This window comes from Georgenia sp. Z2081 (assembly GCF_055326445.1).
In genome coordinates, this window is sequence record NZ_JBUZNK010000002.1 from 50,519 (window position 1) to 69,822 (window position 19,304).

The 19,304-nt window shown below is 74.4% G+C and carries 19 protein-coding genes and 2 tRNA genes; 11 read left to right on the plus strand and 10 right to left on the minus strand.

What is annotated here, in order from left to right:
* Positions 1–20: 20 nt before the first annotated feature.
* Positions 21–2,084, minus strand: a complete 2,064-nt coding sequence (locus tag ACZLKG_RS04635; RefSeq protein WP_425708519.1) for a M13 family metallopeptidase — start codon at positions 2,082–2,084, stop codon at positions 21–23.
* Between the two features lie 45 nt (positions 2,085–2,129).
* Between ACZLKG_RS04635 and ACZLKG_RS04640 the strand changes: the two genes are divergently transcribed.
* Genes ACZLKG_RS04640 through ACZLKG_RS04650 form a run of 3 tightly spaced genes read left to right on the plus strand, consistent with a single transcriptional unit; the run spans position 2,130 to position 4,154 of the window.
* The gene (locus tag ACZLKG_RS04640) at positions 2,130–2,573 is read left to right on the plus strand and encodes a ribose-5-phosphate isomerase (protein ID WP_425708518.1); all 444 of its coding nucleotides are present in this window, start codon (positions 2,130–2,132) and stop codon (positions 2,571–2,573) included.
* Complete coding sequence (locus tag ACZLKG_RS04645; RefSeq protein ID WP_425708517.1) at positions 2,570–3,352, plus strand: hypothetical protein; 783 nt, start codon at positions 2,570–2,572, stop codon at positions 3,350–3,352. The genes ACZLKG_RS04640 and ACZLKG_RS04645 overlap by 4 nt, the downstream gene beginning before the upstream one ends.
* Positions 3,353–3,356: 4 nt before the next feature.
* Positions 3,357–4,154: an alpha/beta fold hydrolase gene (locus ACZLKG_RS04650; protein WP_463648109.1), complete on the plus strand. Its 798-nt coding sequence runs from the start codon at positions 3,357–3,359 to the stop codon at positions 4,152–4,154.
* On the opposite strand, the gene ACZLKG_RS04655 is transcribed toward ACZLKG_RS04650, so the two are convergent.
* The gene (locus ACZLKG_RS04655) at positions 4,123–4,827 is read right to left on the minus strand and encodes a hypothetical protein (RefSeq protein WP_463648110.1); all 705 of its coding nucleotides are present in this window, start codon (positions 4,825–4,827) and stop codon (positions 4,123–4,125) included. The genes ACZLKG_RS04650 and ACZLKG_RS04655 overlap by 32 nt on opposite strands.
* 21 nt (positions 4,828–4,848) lie before the next feature.
* On the opposite strand from ACZLKG_RS04655, the gene ACZLKG_RS04660 reads away from it, so the two are divergent.
* From ACZLKG_RS04660 to ptsP, 4 genes are all read left to right on the plus strand, one after another.
* Positions 4,849–5,217: an MGMT family protein gene (locus ACZLKG_RS04660; protein ID WP_463648111.1), complete on the plus strand. Its 369-nt coding sequence runs from the start codon at positions 4,849–4,851 to the stop codon at positions 5,215–5,217.
* A complete protein-coding gene (locus tag ACZLKG_RS04665) occupies positions 5,210–6,229 on the plus strand; it encodes an Fpg/Nei family DNA glycosylase (RefSeq protein ID WP_463648112.1) in 1,020 nt (339 codons plus the stop codon). The genes ACZLKG_RS04660 and ACZLKG_RS04665 overlap by 8 nt, the downstream gene beginning before the upstream one ends.
* A gap of 116 nt (positions 6,230–6,345) precedes the next feature.
* Positions 6,346–6,612, plus strand: coding sequence for an HPr family phosphocarrier protein (locus ACZLKG_RS04670; RefSeq protein WP_425708512.1), 267 nt, complete (start codon positions 6,346–6,348; stop codon positions 6,610–6,612).
* Complete coding sequence (gene ptsP, locus ACZLKG_RS04675; protein WP_463648113.1) at positions 6,609–8,324, plus strand: phosphoenolpyruvate--protein phosphotransferase; 1,716 nt, start codon at positions 6,609–6,611, stop codon at positions 8,322–8,324. Before ACZLKG_RS04670 ends, ptsP begins: the two co-directional genes overlap by 4 nt.
* A 151-nt stretch (positions 8,325–8,475) precedes the next feature.
* On the opposite strand, the gene epsC is transcribed toward ptsP, so the two are convergent.
* The 7 genes from epsC to ACZLKG_RS04710 all read right to left on the minus strand — a co-directional run bounded on the left by epsC (position 8,476) and on the right by ACZLKG_RS04710 (position 14,373).
* On the minus strand, positions 8,476–9,057 hold the full coding sequence (epsC, locus tag ACZLKG_RS04680) for a serine O-acetyltransferase EpsC (RefSeq protein ID WP_425708510.1): 582 nt from the start codon (positions 9,055–9,057) through the stop codon (positions 8,476–8,478).
* A 16-nt stretch (positions 9,058–9,073) separates the two neighbouring features.
* A complete protein-coding gene (gene cysK, locus ACZLKG_RS04685) occupies positions 9,074–10,009 on the minus strand; it encodes a cysteine synthase A (protein WP_425708509.1) in 936 nt (311 codons plus the stop codon).
* A 380-nt stretch (positions 10,010–10,389) separates the two neighbouring features.
* The gene (locus ACZLKG_RS04690; RefSeq protein WP_425708508.1) at positions 10,390–11,496 is read right to left on the minus strand and encodes a DUF1648 domain-containing protein; all 1,107 of its coding nucleotides are present in this window, start codon (positions 11,494–11,496) and stop codon (positions 10,390–10,392) included.
* Entirely contained in the window at positions 11,493–11,846 is a 354-nt protein-coding gene (locus ACZLKG_RS04695) for a GntR family transcriptional regulator (RefSeq protein ID WP_425708507.1), read from the minus strand. Before ACZLKG_RS04695 ends, ACZLKG_RS04690 begins: the two co-directional genes overlap by 4 nt.
* 36 nt (positions 11,847–11,882) lie before the next feature.
* Positions 11,883–12,686, minus strand: a complete 804-nt coding sequence (locus ACZLKG_RS04700) for an IMPACT family protein (protein ID WP_463648114.1) — start codon at positions 12,684–12,686, stop codon at positions 11,883–11,885.
* Complete coding sequence (locus tag ACZLKG_RS04705) at positions 12,683–13,183, minus strand: response regulator (protein WP_425708505.1); 501 nt, start codon at positions 13,181–13,183, stop codon at positions 12,683–12,685. Before ACZLKG_RS04705 ends, ACZLKG_RS04700 begins: the two co-directional genes overlap by 4 nt.
* Positions 13,180–14,373, minus strand: coding sequence for a sensor histidine kinase (locus ACZLKG_RS04710; RefSeq protein WP_425708504.1), 1,194 nt, complete (start codon positions 14,371–14,373; stop codon positions 13,180–13,182). The genes ACZLKG_RS04705 and ACZLKG_RS04710 overlap by 4 nt, the downstream gene beginning before the upstream one ends.
* 185 nt (positions 14,374–14,558) lie before the next feature.
* On the opposite strand from ACZLKG_RS04710, the gene rpmF reads away from it, so the two are divergent.
* From rpmF to ACZLKG_RS04725, 3 genes are all read left to right on the plus strand, one after another.
* On the plus strand, positions 14,559–14,726 hold the full coding sequence (rpmF, locus tag ACZLKG_RS04715) for a 50S ribosomal protein L32 (protein ID WP_425708503.1): 168 nt from the start codon (positions 14,559–14,561) through the stop codon (positions 14,724–14,726).
* 203 nt (positions 14,727–14,929) lie between these two features.
* Positions 14,930–16,144, plus strand: a complete 1,215-nt coding sequence (gene manA / locus ACZLKG_RS04720; RefSeq protein ID WP_463648214.1) for a mannose-6-phosphate isomerase, class I — start codon at positions 14,930–14,932, stop codon at positions 16,142–16,144.
* A 169-nt stretch (positions 16,145–16,313) separates the two neighbouring features.
* The gene (locus ACZLKG_RS04725) at positions 16,314–18,803 is read left to right on the plus strand and encodes a serine/threonine-protein kinase (protein WP_425708501.1); all 2,490 of its coding nucleotides are present in this window, start codon (positions 16,314–16,316) and stop codon (positions 18,801–18,803) included.
* Between the two features lie 19 nt (positions 18,804–18,822).
* Here the strand turns inward: ACZLKG_RS04725 and ACZLKG_RS04730 are convergent.
* Positions 18,823–18,896: transfer RNA gene (locus ACZLKG_RS04730), tRNA-Gly, on the minus strand.
* 211 nt (positions 18,897–19,107) lie between these two features.
* Between ACZLKG_RS04730 and ACZLKG_RS04735 the strand changes: the two genes are divergently transcribed.
* Positions 19,108–19,180, plus strand: a tRNA-Pro gene (locus tag ACZLKG_RS04735).
* The last annotated feature ends 124 nt before the right edge of the window (positions 19,181–19,304 follow it).

The window sequence follows — 19,304 nt, forward strand, 5'->3', positions numbered from 1 at the left end:
GTGTCACCGGGCGACGGGCGTCACCAGATGGCGACGCGGTCCTCGGGGGCGCGGTAGCCGCCGTCGCCGGGCTGCACGTCGAACGCACGGTGGAACGCGTCGAGGTTGCTGGCCGTGACGTTGGCCCGGAACTCGTCGGGGGAGTGGGGGTCGGTGGCCATCTGGGTGCGCAGGGTCTCGTCGCGGTGCTTGGACCGCCAGACCCGGGCCCACCCGGTGAAGAAGCGCTGCAGGCCGCTCCGGCCGTCGAGCACCGGAGCGTCGTCGATGCTGTCGATCCCCTGCGCGCGCAGCGCGAGGGCGTAGGCCTTGAGACCGATGTCCAGGCCGCCGAGGTCGCCGATGTTCTCGCCGACCGTGAGCGCGCCGTTCACCGACGCCTCCGAGCCCTCGCCGAGCTGCGCAGGCACCAGGCCGTCGTACTGGGCGATCAGCGCGTTCGCCCGCTCCATGAACCGCTCCCGGTCCTCCTCGGTCCACCAGTTCGACAGTTGGCCGTCGGGACCGAACTTCGAACCCTGGTCGTCGAACCCGTGCCCGATCTCGTGCCCGATCACCGTGCCGATGCCGCCGTAGTTGAACGCGTCGTCCGTCTCGGGGTCGAAGAACGGGGGCTGGAGGATCGCCGCCGGGAACACGATCTCGTTCCACACCGGGTTGTAGTAGGCGTTGACGGTCTGCGGCGTCATGAGCCACTCCCTGCGGTCGACCGCGGTGCCGTAGCGGGCCATCTCGTCGTCCCACCAGTACGCGCGCCCCGCGCGCACCGACCCCACGAGGTCGCCCTCGGTGACGACGAGGCCCGAGGAGTCGCGCACGACCTCGGGGAAACCGATCTTCGGCGTGAACGCGGCGAGCTTCGCCTGGGCGCGCTCCTTCGTCCCCGCGCTCATCCAGTCCAGCTCGTCGATCGAGACCCGGTAAGCCTCGACGAGGTTCGCCACGAGCTCGTCCATCCGGGCCTTGTGCGCCGGCGGGAAGTGCCGGGCGACGTAGAGCCGCCCGACGTCCTCGCCGAGCAGACCCTCGACGAGGCCGACCCCGCGGCGCCAGCGCTCGCGGTTCTCCTGGGCGCCGGTGAGCGTGCGCCCGGCGAAGTCGAAACGCTCGGCCACGATCTCCTTCGTGAGGAACGGTGCGCGCGAGGCCGCCGCATGGAACGAGAGCCACACCCTGAGGTCGTCGACCGGTGTCGAGGCCCAGGTCTCCGCCGCCCCGACGAGCGCCGACGGCGTGGCCACCAGCAGCTTGAGGTCGCCGTCGGGCAGCCGCAGGCCGGCGCGGTAGGCGGTCCAGTCCAGGCCCGGCGCGGAGGCGGCGAGCTCGTCGAAGCTCATCGGGTTGTCGATCTTGTCCGCCTCGCGCGTGGCGACCACGTCCCAGTGGCTCGAGGCGATCCGGGTCTCGAGCGCGAGCACCCGCTCGGCGGCACCCGCGCCCTCGCCGGCCCCCACCGCGCCGACGAGCTCGAGCAGACGGCCGACATGACCCGCGTACGCCTCGCGCACGGCGGCGTGCTCGGCCTCGCGGTAATAGGCCTCGTCGGGCAGCCCGATGCCGTCCTGCGCGAACCACACGAGGTAGTCCGGGTCAGAGATGCCCGGCGAGACGTCGATCCCGGCCAGCCCGGACACCCCGGTGCGCTGCAGCTCACCCATGACACGAGCCAGCGAGGCGTGGTCGTCGGCGCCGCGCACGAGGTCCAGGTCGGCGGCGAGCGGCTCGGCCCCGGCCGCCTCGATGGCGCTCTCGTCCATGAACATCGCGTAGACCGCACCGATCTTCGGGGCGGCACCGGCCGGGTCGGCGTCGGTGACCGCAGGGTCCGCCGCGTGCTGGGCGACACCCTCCGGGTCCCCGTCGGCAGCGGCCGCCGCGCCGAGCTCCTCGATGAGGGCGCGGACCCGCTCCTCGGAGCGGTCGCGCAGGTCGATGAACCCGCCGATCCTCGCCCGGTCGGCCGGGATCTCCGTCTCCGCGATCCAGCGGCCGTTCACGTGCCGGAACAGGTCGTCCTGCGGGCGCACGTCGGTGTCGACGTAGCTCTCGAGGTCGACGGGGGTCTCGGTGGTCGATGAGGTCATGGCCCCCAGGGTAGGCGCGGCACGGTGCGTGCCACACTGTGCGCCATGCGCGTCCACATCGCCGCCGACCACGCCGGCTTCGAGCTCAAGTCCGCCCTGTCCGCCCACCTCACGGGGGCCGGCCACGACGTCGTCGACCACGGGGCCGACACCTACGACGCCGAGGACGACTACCCGGGCTTCTGCTTCACGGCCGGCCGCGCCGTCGTCGAGGAGCCGGGCTCCCTCGGCGTCGTCATCGGCGGGTCCGGCAACGGCGAGCAGATCGCCGCCAACAAGGTGCCGGGCGTGCGCGCCGGACTGGCCTGGTCCGTCGAGACCGCCCGCCTCACCCGGGCGCACAACGACGCCAACGTCGTCGGTATCGGCGCCCGCATGCACACGCAGGACGAGGCGTTCGCGATCGTGGACGCCTTCCTCGCCGAGCCGTTCTCCGGCGAGGCCCGCCACCAGCGGCGCATCGACCAGGTCGCGGAGCTCGAGCGATGAGCACGCGCACGAGCCGTCGGGGCGGAGCCGGCCGCCGGTCGGCCTTCGCCGGGGCGGTCCTCGCGGTCGCGCTCACGCTCGCCGGATGCGGGGGCGGGGACGACGAGTCGACCGACTCGGGCAGTCCGGAGCCGCCCGAGGCGCAGGAGGTCGACCCGCCGGAGGACACCTCCGAGGCTGCCTCCGACGACGACGCCACCGCGGGCGAGGACTCTGCCTCCGACGACGCGACCTCGGAGGACGAGGCGGACTCGGCCTCGCCCGGGGAGGACGCCGACGACGCCGCGGCCGACGACGAGGCGGACGGTGATGCCGGGGCCGACGGTGCCGGCGAGGGGACGCCGGCCGGGATCGACCCGGTGTCGCTGACCTGGCCCGCCGAGTGGATCTCGCTCACGCACCTCATGGGCGCGACGCCGAGCGGCGCCGAGCTGGAGATGTTCGGCATCTCGGAGACCGAGGTCTATCCCGGTGGTGTCCTCACCGTCTACAGCCCCGAGTTCGTCGCCGGGCAGAGCTTCGAGGAGATGGTCGCCGCCGAGGGCGCGCCGGCCGAGGAGCTCGTCGAGCTCGAGCCGCGTGAGGTGGCGGGCCAGACGGTCACCCCGCTCGAGGTCGACCTCACCCCGCACGGCCTGCCCGCGACCCAGCGCTTCTATCCCCTCGAGCTCGAGGGCGGGGGCATGGCCGCGATCACGCTGACGTCCCCGGTCGACGTGCTCGCCGAGGCCGAGCCGTTGTTCGACCAGATCCTCGCCTCGGTGACGATCGAGGACTGAGCCCGTGGTCGAGAGCCCCTCGACGCTGGTCCTCGTCGGCGGTAGCGGCCTGGGCGGCTGGGTCTGGGAGCGCGTCGTGCCCCTCCTCGAGCGGCGGGGCCACCGCGTCGTCACGCCGCACCTGCGCGGCATCGACGGCGACCCCACGCCGGCCGCGGAGGTCACCCTCAGCGACTGGGCAGACGACCTCGCAGCGGCCGTCGAGGGCGAGGCGGACGGCCAGGGCGGCAAGGGCGTGACCGTCGTCGCGCACTCGTTCGCCGCCTACGTCACGGCGGGAGCTCTCGTCCGCCTTTCGACGAGTGAGCGGACTTCTGCTCGCACGGGTCCCGTGCGCGCCGTCGTCATGGTGGACGCGGTCCTGCCGAGTCCTGGCCGGTCCTGGTTCGACCAGCAGCGCCCCGGGGCGGCCGAGGTGATGCCGCTCCTCGCCGTCGACGGGGCGACGCCCTGGTTCACGCGCCAGGAGATCGACGCGCTGTTCCCGGGGCACGGGCTGACCGACGCGGACCATGCGTGGATGGCCTCCCGCGTGAGCGGGCAGCCGCTCGGGACCTATGCCGAGCCCGCGCCGGACTTCGAGCTGGCCGACTCAGGGGTGGCCCTCGGGTATGTGCGCTGCCTGCGTACCGATCCGCCGACGTCGTCGGTCACCGCGTCGACCCCGGGCTGGTCCTACCGGGAGATCGACGCCGGGCACTGGCCGATGGTCACCGCGCCCGAGGAGACGGCGGCGGTGCTCGACGAGCTCGCCCGTTCGCTCACGGGCGTCAGCGGCGGTGGGCCGACCCCCGGACGCTGAGGGCGGCGCACAGTGCGGCCAGCAGGATCACCGCGACCGCGAGCGGCCCGCCGAGCAGCGCCGCCACGGCGACCGCAGGTCCCTGGACGAACCAGGCGAGCGGCAGGGCGAGGTTCTCCTCGCGTCCGGCGATCGCCTGGGTGCGGGCCACCTCGGCGGCGTCGCCGGGCTCGAACAGGGAACGTCGCCAGGCCACGGCGGCGAGCGTGTCGGCGAGCGCGGAGGCCGACCACCAGGCACCGCCCGCGACGAGGGCCGTCGCAAGGCTGACCGGCGCCCCGGTGACCATCGCGGCAGCGAGCCCGACGACGGGGCCGAGCGCCGCCGTCGTGGCGGCTCCGGCCGCGATGCCGAGCCGGGAGGACCGGCGACCGACCCGGCGCACGAGGACCACCCCGACGGCGGAGGCGACGAGCCACCCGGCCCCCACCGCGAGCGCGAGCAGCGCCGCGCGGCCCGCGGCGCCGTCGAGGACCGCGAGGACGAGGCCGAGGACCAGCGGTGCAGCGGCGATCACGGTGACGACGAGCGACCGGCGGCGCGACCGGCGGGCGGCCGCGGTGAGCTCGGCCCGGACGTCGATGTGCTCGTGGGGCACGGAGTCGTCGCAGTGTGAGCAACCAGCCCCGTGCGCGTCGGCGGAGGCGGGCGTGGGCAGGGTGGAGAAGGACATGATGCTGCGATCATAAGGACCATGTCCGCACCCAGGCCCGTGGGGATCACCACCACCGAGCTCACCGAGTTGGTGCTCGACGTCGCCCAGCAGGTCCCCGAGGGGCGGGCGACCACCTACGGCCTGATCGCCGAGGCCGTCCGGGACCGCACGGGGCGGGGCAGCGCACGGTACGTCGGCACCGTCCTCGCGCGGCACGGGTACCGCGTGCCGTGGTGGCGGGTGGTGCGCGCCGACGGCACGCTGCCCCGGCAGCTGCGCGCCGACGCGAGCGCCCGCTACCGGTCCGAGGGCACGCCGCTGGAGCCGCTGGTGCCCACGATGGTCGACCTCCGGCGCGCCCTGTGGGACGCACCGACCGCGTGGAAGGCACCCGAGACGCATGCCTGAGGGCCACTCGATCCGGCGGCTCGCCACGATGCTCGACAGCCTGTTCACCGGTCAGGTCGTGCGCGCCTCGTCCCCGCAGGGGCGGTTCGACGCCGGGGCCGGGGCCGTCGACGGCTGGCGCGTGACCGGGACCGACGCGCACGGCAAGCACCTGTTCGTCGAGCTCGAGCCGCCCGCCGGGGGCGAGCCCCGGTTCGTGCACGTCCACCTCGGGCTGTACGGCGCCTGGGCGTTCGTCACCGCCGACGGAGCAGGGCCGCACGCCATCGGCGCTCCGCGTCGGCCCACCTCCCGGGCACCCGAGACCGGCACCGGCACCGATGCCGTAGCTGTAGCCGATGCCGTCGTACCGGCGGACCCTGCGGACATCGAGGCCGAGGCGAGCGCCGAGCTCGTCGTGCCCGAGCCGCGCCCCACCGTCCGTCTCAGGCTCCTGACCGACACCGTCGTGGCCGACCTCACCGGCCCCGCGCGGTGCGACCTCATCGACGAGGGCCAGAAGGACGCCGTCCACGACCGGCTCGGGCCCGACCCGCTCAGGCGCGACGCCGATCCCGAGCGCTTCGTCGCCGCCGTGCGCCGGACGCGCCGCAGCGTCGGCGAGCTGCTCATGGACCAGTCGGTCATCGCCGGCGTGGGCAACATCTACCGGGCCGAGGCCCTCTACCGAGCCCGGATCCACCCGCGGACCGAGGGGCGTGCCGTGAGCGTGGCCCGGCTGCGCGCCCTCTGGGACGACGTCGCGGAACTGCTGGCGGACGGCGTCGAGCACGGAGTGATCGTCACCACGCGCCCCGAGGACCGCCGAGCCCCGCGCCCCGACTCCTGGGCCCGCGCCGCCGAGCGGGCCACGGACGAGGAGGCCGACTTCCGCTGGTACGTCTACCGGAGAGCCGGGCGGCCCTGCCACGTGTGCGGGAACCCGGTCTCGATCGACGACCTCGCCGGGCGCACCGTGTTCTGGTGCGCCAGATGCCAGCGCAGGCTGAGGTCCCGCGCGAGGGCCGCGTAGGCAGCTCTGCGGGCGGTCGGTGGGCGAGGGGGAGGCGCACGCGCCTCGGACGCCGATATCGTGGAGCGGTGAACGTCGGTGTCCGCCCGGGCACCTCCATCGACGAAGGAGTCCGCATGTCGCAGAGAACTGCCGTCGTCGCCTCCGCGCAGGGCCTGCACGCCCGACCGGCCTCGGACTTCGTCGCCGCCGCGTCCAGGAGCCCGGTTCCGGTGACCATCGCGAAGGACGGTGCGACGCCGGTACCGGCCGGATCGATCCTGTCCGTGATGAGCCTCGGCGTGAAGCAGGGGGACACGGTCGTGCTCGAGGCGGCCGGTGACGGTGCCGAGGAGACGCTGGACGAGCTCGTCACCATGCTCGAGAAGGAGGACGGCAAGTGACCGGCGCCGCAGCCCACGCCGGGCTGGCCGGGATCGGGGTCGGACGCCGCGGCGTCGTCGGGCCGGTCCGGCACGTCCGTGGTGGCCCGGAGCTCCCGGCGGACGAGCCTGCGCCGACAGATCCGGAGGCTGCCGTCGCACGCGTCGAGGAGGCGCTCGGCGACGTGCGCGCCGACCTCACGGCGCGGTCCGAGGCGGCTGCCGGCAGCACGCTGGGGGAGGTGCTCGGTGCCGCGGCGCTCATGGCCGGTGACCCGGCGCTCGCCGCCCGCGCCGCCGAGCTCGTGCGCTCCGGGACCGGCCCCGCGCACGCGGTCCACGACGCCGTCGAGGAGTTCGCGGCCACCTTCGAGTCCATCGGCGGCTACATGGCCGAGCGCGTGACCGACCTGCGCTCGGTCCGCGACCGCGTGGTCGCCCGCCTGACGGGGCAGCCGGAGCCGGGTGCCGAGCTGAGCGAGCCTGCCGTCGTCGTCGCCCGCGACCTCTCGCCCGCCGACACGTCCGCGCTCGACCTCTCGCTCGTGCTCGGCATCGTCACCGAGGAGGGTGGGCCCACCTCGCACACGGCGATCATCGCCCGCCAGCTCGGCCTGCCCTGCGTGGTCCGCGCCGCCGGGGCGACCGGACTGCCCGACGGCGGGATCGTCGCCGTCGACGCCGCGAACGGCCGGGTGCTCCTCGACCCCGACGACGACGTACGACGCGAGATCGAGGGCCGGACCGCGGCGCTCGACGCCCTCGAGTCCGACCGCGAACCGGGAGCGACCTCCGACGGCCACGCCGTCCAGCTGCTCGCCAACATCGGCACCGTCGAGGACGCCGAGCGGGCCGCGGCGACCGCCGCCGAGGGCGTGGGCCTGTTCCGCACGGAGGTGCTGTTCCTCGACGCCGCGGAGGCGCCGACCGTCGAGGACCAGGCGGAGGCCTACGCCGCCGTGCTGCGTGCGTTCTCGGGGCGGAAGGTCGTGGTGCGCACGCTCGACGCGGGGGCCGACAAGCCGCTCGCGTTCGCCAACCAGGACGACGAGGACAACCCGGCCCTCGGGGTCCGGGGCTACCGGCTCGTGCGTACGATGCCGGACCTCGTCCAGGACCAGCTGCGTGCCCTCGCGCAGGCCCGCGAGCAGGCGGGGGAGGGGGCCGCCGAGCTGTGGGTGATGGCGCCGATGATCGCCACCGCCGCCGAGGCGCGGGAGTTCGCTGCCGCAGCACAGGAGGCCGGGCTGCAGGGAGCCGGCGTGAAGGTCGGCGTGATGGTCGAGGTCCCCGGCGCGGCACTGCGAGCGGAGGGCGTGCTCGCCGAGGTGGACTTCGGCTCGCTGGGGACCAACGACCTTGCCCAGTACACGATGGCGTCCGACCGGCTCCTCGGCGGCCTGGCCGACCTGCTCGACCCGTGGCAGCCGGCGGTGCTCGACCTCGTGGCGCGCACGGCGTCGGCGGGTGTGGCGGCCGGGAAGCCGGTCGGCGTGTGCGGCGAGTCGGCCGGCGACCCGCTCATGGCGCTCGTGCTGACCGGTCTGGGCGTGACGAGCCTGTCGATGTCCACCGGGGCGTTGGCGGAGGTGCGGCACGCGCTGCGCTCCCACACGTCGGCCGAGTGCGAGGCGATGGCGCAGGCGGCGCTCGCCGCGGGCGACGCCGGCGCCGCACGGGAGGCCGTTGCCCGGCTGCTGCACGCCGACGTGCGCGAGGTCCTGGGCATCTAGGCCGCGGAGAGCGTGCGCGCCCGTGGCCGTAGGGCTGGCTGGTCAGCGGGTGCGGCCGCCACCGTCGTCGAGGTCGTGCCGTACATGGTGAGGTCGTGCGTCCGAAGCACGACCTCACCACCCCGGGCACGAGCTCGATGCGGCTGGTTCCTCAGATATAGATCGCCGGGTCCATCCAGCGGGCCTCGTCGGCCGTCACCTTGGGGCGGATCGCCTTCGCCGGCACGCCGACGGCGGAGGTGCCGGCCTCGACGTCCTTGACGACGACAGCGTTGGCGCCGACCCGGGCGTCCGAGCCCACGGTCACCGGTCCGAGGACCTTGGCGCCGGCCCCGATCGTCACGCGGTCGCCGACGGTGGGGTGCCGCTTGCCCTTCGACATCGAGACCCCGCCGAGCGTGGTCCCGTGGAAGATGACGACGTCCTCGCCGACCTCGGCGGTCTCGCCGATGACCACGCCCATGCCGTGGTCGATGAACATGCGTCGCCCGATGACCGCACCGGGGTGGATCTCGATGCCGGTCACGGCGCGTGCGACCTGCGAGAGCAGCCGCGCGGGCAGCCGGAGCCGCCCGCGCGACCGGTCGGCGTGCCACATCCGGTGCGCGACCCGGTGCGCCCACAGGGCGTGGACGCCCGGGTACGCCAGGGCCACCTCGGCCATGGAACGGGCGGCGGGGTCGCCGCGCTGGGCCGCCTCGAGGTCCTCGCGCAGGAGGACCCAGAAGGGCACGCCGGAATCGTGCACGTCAGTCGACCAGGCCCTCGAACAGCGCCGTCGACTGGTAGCGCTCGCCGAGGTCCGGGAGGACCACGACGATCGTCTTGCCCGCGTTCTCCGGACGCTGGGCGACCTGGACGGCGGCCGCGATGGCGGCACCCGAGGAGATCCCCACGAGCAGGCCCTCCTCCGTGGCGGCGCGGCGCGCGAAGTTGAGCGAGGCGTCGAGGTTGATGTCGACGACCTCGTCGTACAGGTCGGTGTCGAGGATCTCGGGTACGAAGTTCGCACCCAGGCCCTGGATCTTGTGCGGCCCGGGCTTGCCGCCCGTGAGGATCGGGGACTCCTCCGGCTCGACGGCGACGAGGTGGAGCTCGGGCTTCTGCGACTTGAGGTAGCCCCCGGCGCCGGTGATCGTGCCGCCGGTGCCGATGCCCGACACGAAGATGTCGACGGCGCCGTCGGTGTCGTTCCAGACCTCGGGGCCGGTGGTGGTGCGGTGGATCTCGACGTTGGCCTGGTTGGCGAACTGGCGGGCGAGGACGGCCCCGGGGCGCTCGGCGGCGGCCTTCTCGGCGGCCTCCACCGCGCCTCGCATGCCGTCGGGCCCGGGCGTGAGGATGAGCTCGGCACCGAAGGCGCGCAGCAGTGCGCGCCGCTCCTTCGACATGGTCTCCGGCATGGTGAGGACGACCGTGTAGCCGCGGGCCGCGCCGACCATCGCGAGCGCGATGCCGGTGTTGCCCGACGTCGCCTCGACGATCGTCCCGCCGTCGGTGAGCTCACCGGAGGCCTCGGCCGCGTCGACGATCGCGACGCCGATCCGGTCCTTGACGGAGTTCGCGGGGTTGAAGTGCTCGAGCTTGGCGAGGACGGTCGCGCCGGCGCCGTCCGTCACGCGGTTGAGGCGGACGAGGGGGGTGCGACCGACCGCCTGGGTGACGTCGTCGAAGATCTGGGCCATGGGGTCCTCCGAGAGTTGGGTGGGTGTGCGTGCTGGTCGGGTGCGCCGATGACGGCGAGGCCGTACCCGGTCCGTCCTCGGGCATGGCTCGAGCGGTGGGGGCCGGGTCGGCGGGGCGGGGGGTCGGGAGGCCTGGCGGCGGTTACGGGCCCGACGCCCTAGCGACAGCCGCCCTCGGTGCAGAAGCCGAAGTGCGGTGGGGGAGCGAGGGACACCAGGTCGTCGCGCACGCGTCACCTCCCTGCACGGGCCGTCAGTGGCCACCGATGGATTGAACTCTCAACCACCTTAGCCGGTGGCCGGTCCCCATGGTGCCCGATCGGTGCCGCTCGCATGTACGCATGGTGGGCCCGGTCCGCCATGTGGGCGCGGGCCGGTACTCAGTCGGTGCTCGTGCCGCTCCGCCCGCCCGCGACCGGTCCCTGCGGCTCGATCGACTCGCTCGCTCCCGGGCGGGTGGCGCTCCCGAGCGGCGTGTCCTCGATGTGCGACACCGGCCGGGCTCGCTCCGCCATGGTGTTGAGCAGGGCGGCGCCCCGTTCGGCGTCGTCGACGGTGATCACCTGGATGCGGCCGCCGGTGCGCTCGATCCGCACCGCCGCCCCCTTGCGGGTGACGAGGCCGACGCGGCCGTGGACGTCCGTGCGCAGGCCCCAGCCGCCGAACTCGGGGAACGGCTCGATCGAGACGACGTCGGCCCGCACGACCTCGTCCGCGCGTGCCCGCAGCACGGTGACGCCGAGGGCCGAGCGTGCGACCAGGCCGTCGGCGTCGACCCGGACGACGTAGCGCAGCAGTGCGAGCTCCAGCGCGATGAGGGGGGCCGCGAAGACCGCGCCCCACCACCAGCTGCTGAGGGCGCCGATGAGGACGCCGGAGCCGACCAACAGCACCACGATCACGACCAGCGTCCTGACGGAGGCCCCCGTCCCGCGGACCCAGACGGCGCGCTCGGTGGGGCCCAGGTCCGCCCGGGCCGCGTCGGCGGGCACGGGATCGGTCGCCGGGACGACCGGGTCCTCGCCGGCCGCCGCGGCTGCCGCGACCGCGACGGCGAGACCCGCAAGGCTGGCGAGCACGATGCCGGCGACGGGATCGCCCGGCGGGTCGGTGAGGTTGACCTGCACCGTCGAGACGGCGATGCCGGCGAACATCGTGGCGAACCCCGCCGAGATTCCGACGATCGTCCGGCGGGTCATGGACTGCCGCCCCGTGAACGCCGCGAGCGGGCAGGTGAACGCCAGGCTCACGCCGCACATCACCGCGGGGATCGTCAGCAGCTCGGTCACCGAGCTCCACCGGTCCGGCCCGTCGGTGCCCCAGTGCACCGCGACCCGGTCCGGGAGGTCGCCGGCCACTACCGCGATGTAGATCCACGCGGCTGCCGTCACGGCGAGCGGGAGCACGACGCCGAGAAGCAGGCGACGTCCGCGGTGCGGGATCGGTCCGCGGCCGGGCTTTGTCGTGTTCCGGCCGGTGGCGCTCATGACTGCGGCTCCTTGAGGAGGTGGATGACGGTGTTGAGCGGGACGCCCGACTCGGTCGCGGCACGGCGCACGTTCTCGATCGCGCGCAGGAGCTTCGGGTCGGGGTAGGGGTGGTCCTCGCGGACGGTGGCGCCCCGCCCGCGGCGAAGCTCGATGAACCCTTCGTCCCGCAGGAGCTGGTAGGCGTGCAGCACGGTGTGCTGGTTGACGTCCAGTCCGGCGGCGAGGTCCTTGGCGGACGGGAGCTTCTCGCCCGGGCCGACCTCGCCCGCCAGGACGGCACCACGGACCTGGGCGGCGACCTGCTCGAAGAGCGGCTGCGCCGAGGCGGTGTCGATGACCACTTGCATGGCTTCATTCTATAGTTCTATTGCAACTAGAACAAATCACGAGTGAGCGGACCTCTGCTCGGCTCGACCCCCACCGTTCGACGAGTGAGCGGACTTCCGTCCGGGCCAGGCGGAGTGCGGCAGCTCGACCTCGTGCGGGCCGATCTCGGTGGTGCGCGCCGCCCCCGCGGAGAGCTCCGCCGTCCGCGCGTCGAGTCCGGCCGGGTCGTCGGTGGTGACGTCGAGCTCGACCCCGTCCGGGCCCCAGCGGACGTCCAGCACAGAGATCAGCGAGGCCGTCGACGAGCGGAGCTCGGCCTCGATCCGCGCCCCGGTCGCGTGGTCCGCGGCGACCGTGCACCGCGTGAGGACCCGGACCCGCACCAGGGGGAGGCCGGCGAGCACCCCACCGACGGCGTCCCCGTACGCGCGCACGAGCCCGCCGGTCCCGAGCAGCGTGCCACCGAAGTACCGCACGACGACGACGGCCACCGCCTCGAGCCCCGCGCCCGACAGCCGGTCGAGCATGGGCCGCCCCGCCGTCCCCGAGGGCTCGCCGTCGTCGGAGCTGTGGGCCACCGGCGGGCCGCCGCCGTCGACGGGCAGGATCCACGCGGAGCAGTGGTGCCGGGCCTGCGGGTGCTCGGCGCGGGTGGCGGCCAGCAGTGCGCGGGCATCCTCGGCCGTGTCGGCCCGCGCCGCGTAGGCGAGGAACCGCGACCGCTTCTCCACGAGCTCGGACTCGGCCCGTGCGCCGCGCGCGGGCCGCAGGGCGGCGGGGGGTGCGTCGTCGTCGGGGCGGGGCGTCCCGGGGCCGGCGCCGGGCGCCCCGGCCGGATCCCCGGCGGGCGAGCCGGTCACTCGGCGGCCTGCTCCTCGCGGCCCAGGAGGTGCGCCACGCGCTCGGCGTCGAGGGCGTCGACATGGCGGTCGGGCGCGGTGCCGGTCGTCAGCACGAAGTCCGTCAGCTGCTTGCGGACCGTCGCGCGCAGCACGTCGGGGTCCCAGGGCTTGGCGATGTAGTGGTCGAGCCCGCCCTCGTTGACGGCGCGGATCGTGGCCGCCTGGTCCGCCTCCGCCGTCAGCAGGATCTTGCGCGAGTCGGACGTGCGCGGGTCGACCCAGGCCTCGACGAGCAGGTCGACGCCCTTGCGGCCCGGTAGCCCGTGGTCCACGAGCAGCAGCGCGGGAAGGTCCTCGTCGGCCATGACCTCGTCGACGATGGCCCACGCGTCGTCGACGGTGTCGGCCTCCTCGATCCGCACCGTCGCGGCGAACGGTTCCAGGTCACGCACGACGGCGGAGCGCACCCCGGGGTCGTCCTCCAGCACGACGACGGTCAGCCTCGGCTCGCTCATCTCGTCTCCCTCCCGGCGGCCGATGCCGCCACGTGCGCGCCCGGGTCGGGCGGCAGCTCCACGATCATCTCGGTCAGTCCCTCGCGCGAGCGTGCGTGCATCGTCCCGCCCGCGCGCTCGACGATGTCCTTGGACAGGGCGAGCCCCAGCCCGAGCCCGCCGCCGCGCCCGCCGGACCTGGTGGTGAACCGACGGGTGAAGATGCGGTCGAGGTCGCCCGCGGGGATGGGGGGACCGTCGTTCGCGAGGACCACGCGCACCAGGCCGTCGTCGGTCTGCGTGAGGTCGATCGTCAGCGTGCCGGAGCCGCCCATCGCGTCGGCGGCGTTGACGAGGACGTTGGTCCACACCTGGTCGAGGTGGCCGGGCTCGGCGCGCACCGGGGGGACGTCGCCGAGCGAGAGGTCGCAGCCGAGCCCGCGACGTCGGTGCTCGGTGAGCGTCAGCGCTGACCTGAGGGAGTCCGCCACCACGACGCTCTGGCGCGGGTCGGCGTCGGCGCGGGCGTCATGGGTGCTCGTCTCGTCGGCACCCTCGGCCGTGGGGGGCTCGGTGCCGGTCGTCGCCTGCACCTCGTCGCCCGGGGGGAGGGGGCGCACGTGCGCGCGGATGCTCGAGACCAGCGCGCCCACCTGGCGCGAGGCGGCGTCGAGGTGGCGCAGCGCATCCCCGACGGCGGTCGCGTGCCTCGCCCGCTCGATCGCCGGCTCGCCGCCGGCGGCGAGGTCGGCGGCATCGGCGGGGTCCTCGGCGCCGGCGGCCACCAGGCGGCGCGCGAGCACGTCGTCTCCCACCTCGCCCGTGATGGCCCGCCGCAGCGCACGCGCGTCCGCGCTCGAACGCAGCGTGCGGTCACGTGCGCTCGAGATGCGGCGCCGCGCGTCGCCGGCCCGGGCGCGGACATCGGCGTCGGCGGTGCCCTCGGCGAACGAGGCGAGCAGGTCGTCGAGGTCGTGGGCGAGATGGTCGAGCGCGCTGCGAATCGCCGCGACGGGGTTGGTCATCTCGTGCGCGATCCCCGCCGTGAGCTCGCCGAGCAGGGCGGTCGACGCCTGGGCGGCCTCGTCCTGGGACAGGGAATCGAGGTCCGGGGACGCGCCGTCGAGGTCGTGGTCGTTCCGGGCCGCGCTGTCGTCCGGGATCGCGGGGTCGGCCGCGCCGTCGTCGGTACCCGCGTGCGGGTTCGGCACGGTCGTCGCCTCCTCGGGCTCGGCAGTGCAACGATCCTAGACGGCCGGTGTGACGCGTCGCGCGCCCACCCGTCTGGCGAGGGATCTCACACGACGCGTAGGCTGTGCAGGTTGGCCCCCGTCCTGCACGCTCTGGCATCCTTGGGGGTCGTTGATCGTCCACCCGAGAAAGGAGCGGCAGGGTCATGGCAGTTCCCAAGCGCAAGATGTCCCGCAGCAACACCCGCTCTCGCCGGTCCCAGTGGAAGGCCGAGCTCACGCAGCTCGTCACCGTCCGCGTCAAGGGTCGCGAGATCAAGGTCCCCCGTCGTCTGGCGAAGGCCTACCAGAAGGGCCTCGTCGAGACCGACTGACGAGCCCGTTCCGCACGGCCCCGTACCCGCCAGGGTCCGGGGCCGTCGTCGTGCCCGGGGCCGGACACCCGATCGCCGCGCGGACCGGGGCGAACTGCCCGTCCGGCGCTCGACCACCGAGTCGCGGCCGGGGGAGGATGACGGGTCCCGCCGGTCCGGGCGGGCGTGAGTCGCAAGGAGTGAGCATGTCCGCCGTCCCGGGACTGGTGCGCGTCGAGGGCGCCGAGCGCCGCTACGCGTGGGGCTCGGCGGACCTCATCCCCGAGATGATCGGGACCACCCCCGACGGCGGCCCCGTCGCCGAGCTCTGGTTCGGCGCGCACCCCGAGGCACAGGCGCGCACGCGCCCCTGCGGAACGCCTGACGACGCCGCGACGGGCCGCACCCTCGGCGAGCACATCGCGGCGGACCCCTCCCGGACCCTCGGCCCCGACGTCGTCGGCCGGTACGGCGAGCAGCTGCCCTACCTCCTCAAGCTCGTCGCCCCCGCCCGCGCCCTCTCGCTGCAGGTCCATCCCGACCTCGAGCGCGCGCGGCGCCGATACGCCGAGGAGGAGGCCGCGGGCATCCCGCGCGGCGACTTCGCCCGCAGCTACCGCGACCCCAACCACAAGCCGGAGATGGTCTACGCCCTCACCCGGTTCGAGGCGGTGTGCGGGTTCCGCGCGCCGCGCCGCGCCATCGAGGTCCTCGCCGGGCTCGGCACCACGCTGACCACCGAGCTCGAGGAGACGCTGCGGCGCGCGCCGTCGGCCGACGGGGTGCGCGACGTCGTCGAGCGGCTGCTCCGGGACGAGACGCGCCCGGGCCCGGACGAGGTCGATGCGGTGGCGAGCGCGTGCGCGCGGCGGCTCGCGAGCGGCTCCTCGCCGTCGCCGCGCGTCGACCGGATCGTCGGCCAGCTGGCAGGGGAGCACCCGGGAGACCCGGGCGTCGTCGTCGCGCTCCTGCTCAACCCCGTCACCCTCCACCCGGGCGAGGCGATGTTCGTGCCCGCCGGCGCCGTGCACGCCTACCTCTCGGGATTCGCGGTGGAGATCATGGCCTCGTCGGACAACGTGCTGCGGGCGGGGCTCACGACCAAGCACGTCGACGTCGCCGAGGTCCTCGAGGCGCTCGACTACGTGGCGGCACCGCCCGTGCGGATCGCGCCCGAGACCGTGAGCGGCAGCGTCGGCGTCTACTACGCGCCGGTGGACGACTTCGAGCTCGCCGTCGTCACCCTCGACGGCGAGGGCCGGGCCCTCGTCCCCGGTCGTGGCCCGCGGATCCTGCTCGCGCTCGAGGGGGAGATCGACGTCGCGATCGACGGTCGCACGACGACGCTGCGCCGCGGTCAGGCCGCCTTCGTCGCCGGCGACCTGGGGCCCGTCAGCGTCAGCGGCGCCGGGCGGCTGGTCCAGGCCGACGTGCCCTGACCGACCGGCCCCGGCACCCGGCTCCTGGTGCCCGGCCCTCGGCGCCCGGCGCGTACCCGGGGAGAACTGGCCGCGTCTCGTGCGCGCCGGCCCGGGGCCACGGCGATAGCGTGTCGGCAGCCTCACCCGCGCCCGCGAGGGCGTACCCCGACCAGAGCGGAGTCCATCGGTGGACCACGAGCCCGGCCAGCAGTTCGCCGGCTACACGATCGTGCGCGAGCTCGGCCGCGGCGGCATGGGGTCGGTGTACCTCGCCAAGCACCCTCGGCTGCCCCGGTACGACGCCCTGAAGATGCTCAGCACCTCGCTCGCCAAGGACGACAGCTTCCGCAACCGCTTCGAGCGCGAGGCCGACCTCGCGGCCCAGATCTTCCACCGCAACGTGGTCGCCGTCTACGACCGCGGCGAGCACGACGGCCAGCTCTGGATCGCCATGCAGTACGTCGAGGGCACCGACGCCGCGGCCGCCCTCAAGGAGGCGGACGGCGGGCTCGACCCCGCCCGCGCCGTCCACATCGTCCACGAGGTCGCCGCGGGCCTGGACTTCGCCCACCGCACCGGGCTGCTGCACCGAGACGTCAAGCCGGCCAACATCCTGCTCGCGCCCCCGCTCGACCCCGACGACGAGGACGAGCCCGAGCAGGTCCTGCTCACCGACTTCGGCATCGCCAAGACCGTCGACGACGGCGAGAACCTCACCGGCACCGGCAACCTGCTGGCGACCCTCGCCTACGCCGCCCCGGAGCAGATCGAGGCCCACCACCTCTCGCACAAGGTCGACGTCTACGCCCTGGGCTGCGTGCTCTATGAGCTGCTCACCGGCAGCATCCCGTTCCCCGCGGAGACGCCGTTCAACAAGATGAACGCGCACCTCACGCTGGAGCCGCCCAAGCCGTCCGCCGCCGTGCCGGGGCTGGGCACGGCCTTCGACGACGTCGTCGCGAAGGCGATGGCCAAGGATCCCGCCGAGCGATTCGAGAGCTGCCGCGCGCTGAGCCGTGCGGCGTACGCCGCGCTGCGTGAGCAGCGGGCCGGCGAGAACGTGGACGGCGGTGCGGGTGCCGGTGCGGGGGCCGGGTCCGCGGGCGGCGGTGCAGGAGCAGGTGCCGGCGCGGGAGCCGGTGCCGGCGCGGCGGGGTCGTCGACGTCGGGCGGGCCGAGCGGCCTGCACACTGCCGGGCCGCCGACCGGCAGGCGCGTCGCAGGCCCCGGCGAGCGGACCGGGACCGGGCGGGCCGCGGCCCCCGGCGCGGGCTCCCAGGTGATGCCCGGGCGCCCCACGGGCGGCGTGCAGTACCCGAGCGAGTCCCACACGGGCCCACGCCCGCCTTTCACGGTCATGGTGCGTCGGTTCTTCGGCCCCGGGACCCAGTCGCTTCAGGTCGGTCCGGTGGACACGCGCCAGGTATCGCCCCAGGATCGCGGCGCGATCGAACAGCTGTTGCGCGACTCCCAGTTCTTCGACCTGCCGCCCCGCCTCCCGCTCGAGCGGGTGGTCCAGGGTGACCACCTCGAGGAGATCACCGTGGGCAGCGGTGGTCGGACCTGGACGGTGGCGTACGAGTTCCAGGGGGCTCGGCACCCCGAGGTCCTCGACGGGATCGGCCAGCGGCTCGCGCGGATGCAGCAGTGGCAGCCGACCGCCGCTGTCCCCGTGTCCGAGCAGGCCGGTGGGCCCGGTGGGGCACCTGCCGGTGGGCCCGCTCCTGGTCAGGGCGGCGTGCCCGGCGGTGCCCCCTCCGCGGCGTCCGGCGCCACGGGCAGCCACGGTGTCCCGGTCTCGGCCGCGTCCGGTGCCACCGGCCCGCACCCGGTGCCCGGTCCCGGCGGATCGCCTCAGCAAGGACCTGGCGGACCGGGCACGTCGGCCGGCTCCGCGACGGGTCCCGCGCCGTTCCCCGGTTCCCCTGCATCGTCGGGCGGGCCCGCACCGTTCGCAGGGTCGCCTGGCCCCGCGGCGGGTCCTGCGCCGTTCGCAGGTTCCCCCGCGTCGACGGGTGGTCCTGCTCCGTTCGCGGGTTCGCCTGCGTCGGTGGGCGGGCCCGGACCGGCTCCGTACGGCGGACCGTCGCAGGCGCAGAAGCGTCGCGGCCTGAACCCGCTCGTGGTGGTCGTGGCGATCGTCGTCGGTCTCGTCGTCGTCGGTGGTGGGATCTGGCTTCTCGTCCGCGGAGGTGGCGACGAGGAGGCAGCGGAGCTCGCCGACGCCTGGGGCGAGCAGTCCTCGATCCCCGCCACCTTCACCGAGCTGGTCTCCACGCAGGAGGGCGGCCAGGGCTACAACTCCGCCACCTGCGCGAACGGCGTCTCCGCGCACATGGACACCCAGCCCGACGGCCTCGTCACGGCGGTCACCTGCACCCAGTCGGACGGCATCGAGTACTCGGTGCTGCAGTTCGACGGGAGCGCCTCGCGAGACGCCTTCACCACGGACGGGGACCAGAACCGTGGCTGGCAGAACTCGACCTGGAACTACAACAGCAACCCGGACGAGGAGGCCGGAATCCTCTTCCGGACCCCGCCGGAGGTCACCGACCCGGGCGAGCACTACACGACCTTCCACGACGCCGAGCGGCAGAACATGGTGGTCGCCGTGTACGGGGAGGGCATCGGCTCGGAGTCGCTGCACGACGACTGGTGGAACGCCTCGCCGTTCTGACGCACGGCCCGCCGCGCTGTGGAGCGGGTGACGGGAATCGAACCCGCGTAATCTGCTTGGAAGGCAGAGGCTCTACCATTGAGCTACACCCGCGCGCCCCGGTCGTGACCGGGGCGGCGCCCACGTTAGCAAGGTGGACGGCCCGCGCCGAAGCGGGCCGGGCGGTGAGTGATCGGTCTCTCGCAGCCGGGTCGCGGGCACCCCGCGGACGAGCGCGTGCGTACCCTGAGCGAGCGACCGTCGATCGGACCGCGCCCTCGGCGTACCGGACGGCGGGCCGCCGCCTCCGGGGGACCGGGGCGAACGGGGTGTGGCGCAGGTGGTAGCGCGTCCGCTTTGGGAGCGGAAGGCCGTGGGTTCAAGTCCCGCCACCCCGACCGTGTGATGTCCCAGGACATCGTGAACGAATCCGTCGCCCCAGGGATGTGGTCCCGGGGGCGCGGGGGGGGGGACACCCCCGGGTAGGGAACCCACGAGGGAAAGGCCGCCACTTCCCCTACC

Excerpts from the sequence above, each read along its gene's own strand:
- rpmF (WP_425708503.1), top strand. The coding sequence starts at position 14,559 with ATGGCAGTTCCCAAGCGCAAGATGTCCCGCAGCAACACCCGCTCTCGC.
- ACZLKG_RS04705 (WP_425708505.1), bottom strand. The coding sequence starts at position 13,183 with ATGAGCGAGCCGAGGCTGACCGTCGTCGTGCTGGAGGACGACCCCGGG.
- ACZLKG_RS04665 (WP_463648112.1), top strand. The coding sequence starts at position 5,210 with ATGCCTGAGGGCCACTCGATCCGGCGGCTCGCCACGATGCTCGACAGC.
- ACZLKG_RS04670 (WP_425708512.1), top strand. The coding sequence starts at position 6,346 with ATGTCGCAGAGAACTGCCGTCGTCGCCTCCGCGCAGGGCCTGCACGCC.
- ACZLKG_RS04655 (WP_463648110.1), bottom strand. The coding sequence starts at position 4,827 with ATGTCCTTCTCCACCCTGCCCACGCCCGCCTCCGCCGACGCGCACGGG.
- ACZLKG_RS04645 (WP_425708517.1), top strand. The coding sequence starts at position 2,570 with ATGAGCACGCGCACGAGCCGTCGGGGCGGAGCCGGCCGCCGGTCGGCC.
- ACZLKG_RS04660 (WP_463648111.1), top strand. The coding sequence starts at position 4,849 with ATGTCCGCACCCAGGCCCGTGGGGATCACCACCACCGAGCTCACCGAG.
- cysK (WP_425708509.1), bottom strand. The coding sequence starts at position 10,009 with ATGGCCCAGATCTTCGACGACGTCACCCAGGCGGTCGGTCGCACCCCC.
- ACZLKG_RS04695 (WP_425708507.1), bottom strand. The coding sequence starts at position 11,846 with ATGCAAGTGGTCATCGACACCGCCTCGGCGCAGCCGCTCTTCGAGCAG.
- ACZLKG_RS04635 (WP_425708519.1), bottom strand. The coding sequence starts at position 2,084 with ATGACCTCATCGACCACCGAGACCCCCGTCGACCTCGAGAGCTACGTC.
- ACZLKG_RS04640 (WP_425708518.1), top strand. The coding sequence starts at position 2,130 with ATGCGCGTCCACATCGCCGCCGACCACGCCGGCTTCGAGCTCAAGTCC.
- ACZLKG_RS04690 (WP_425708508.1), bottom strand. The coding sequence starts at position 11,496 with ATGAGCGCCACCGGCCGGAACACGACAAAGCCCGGCCGCGGACCGATC.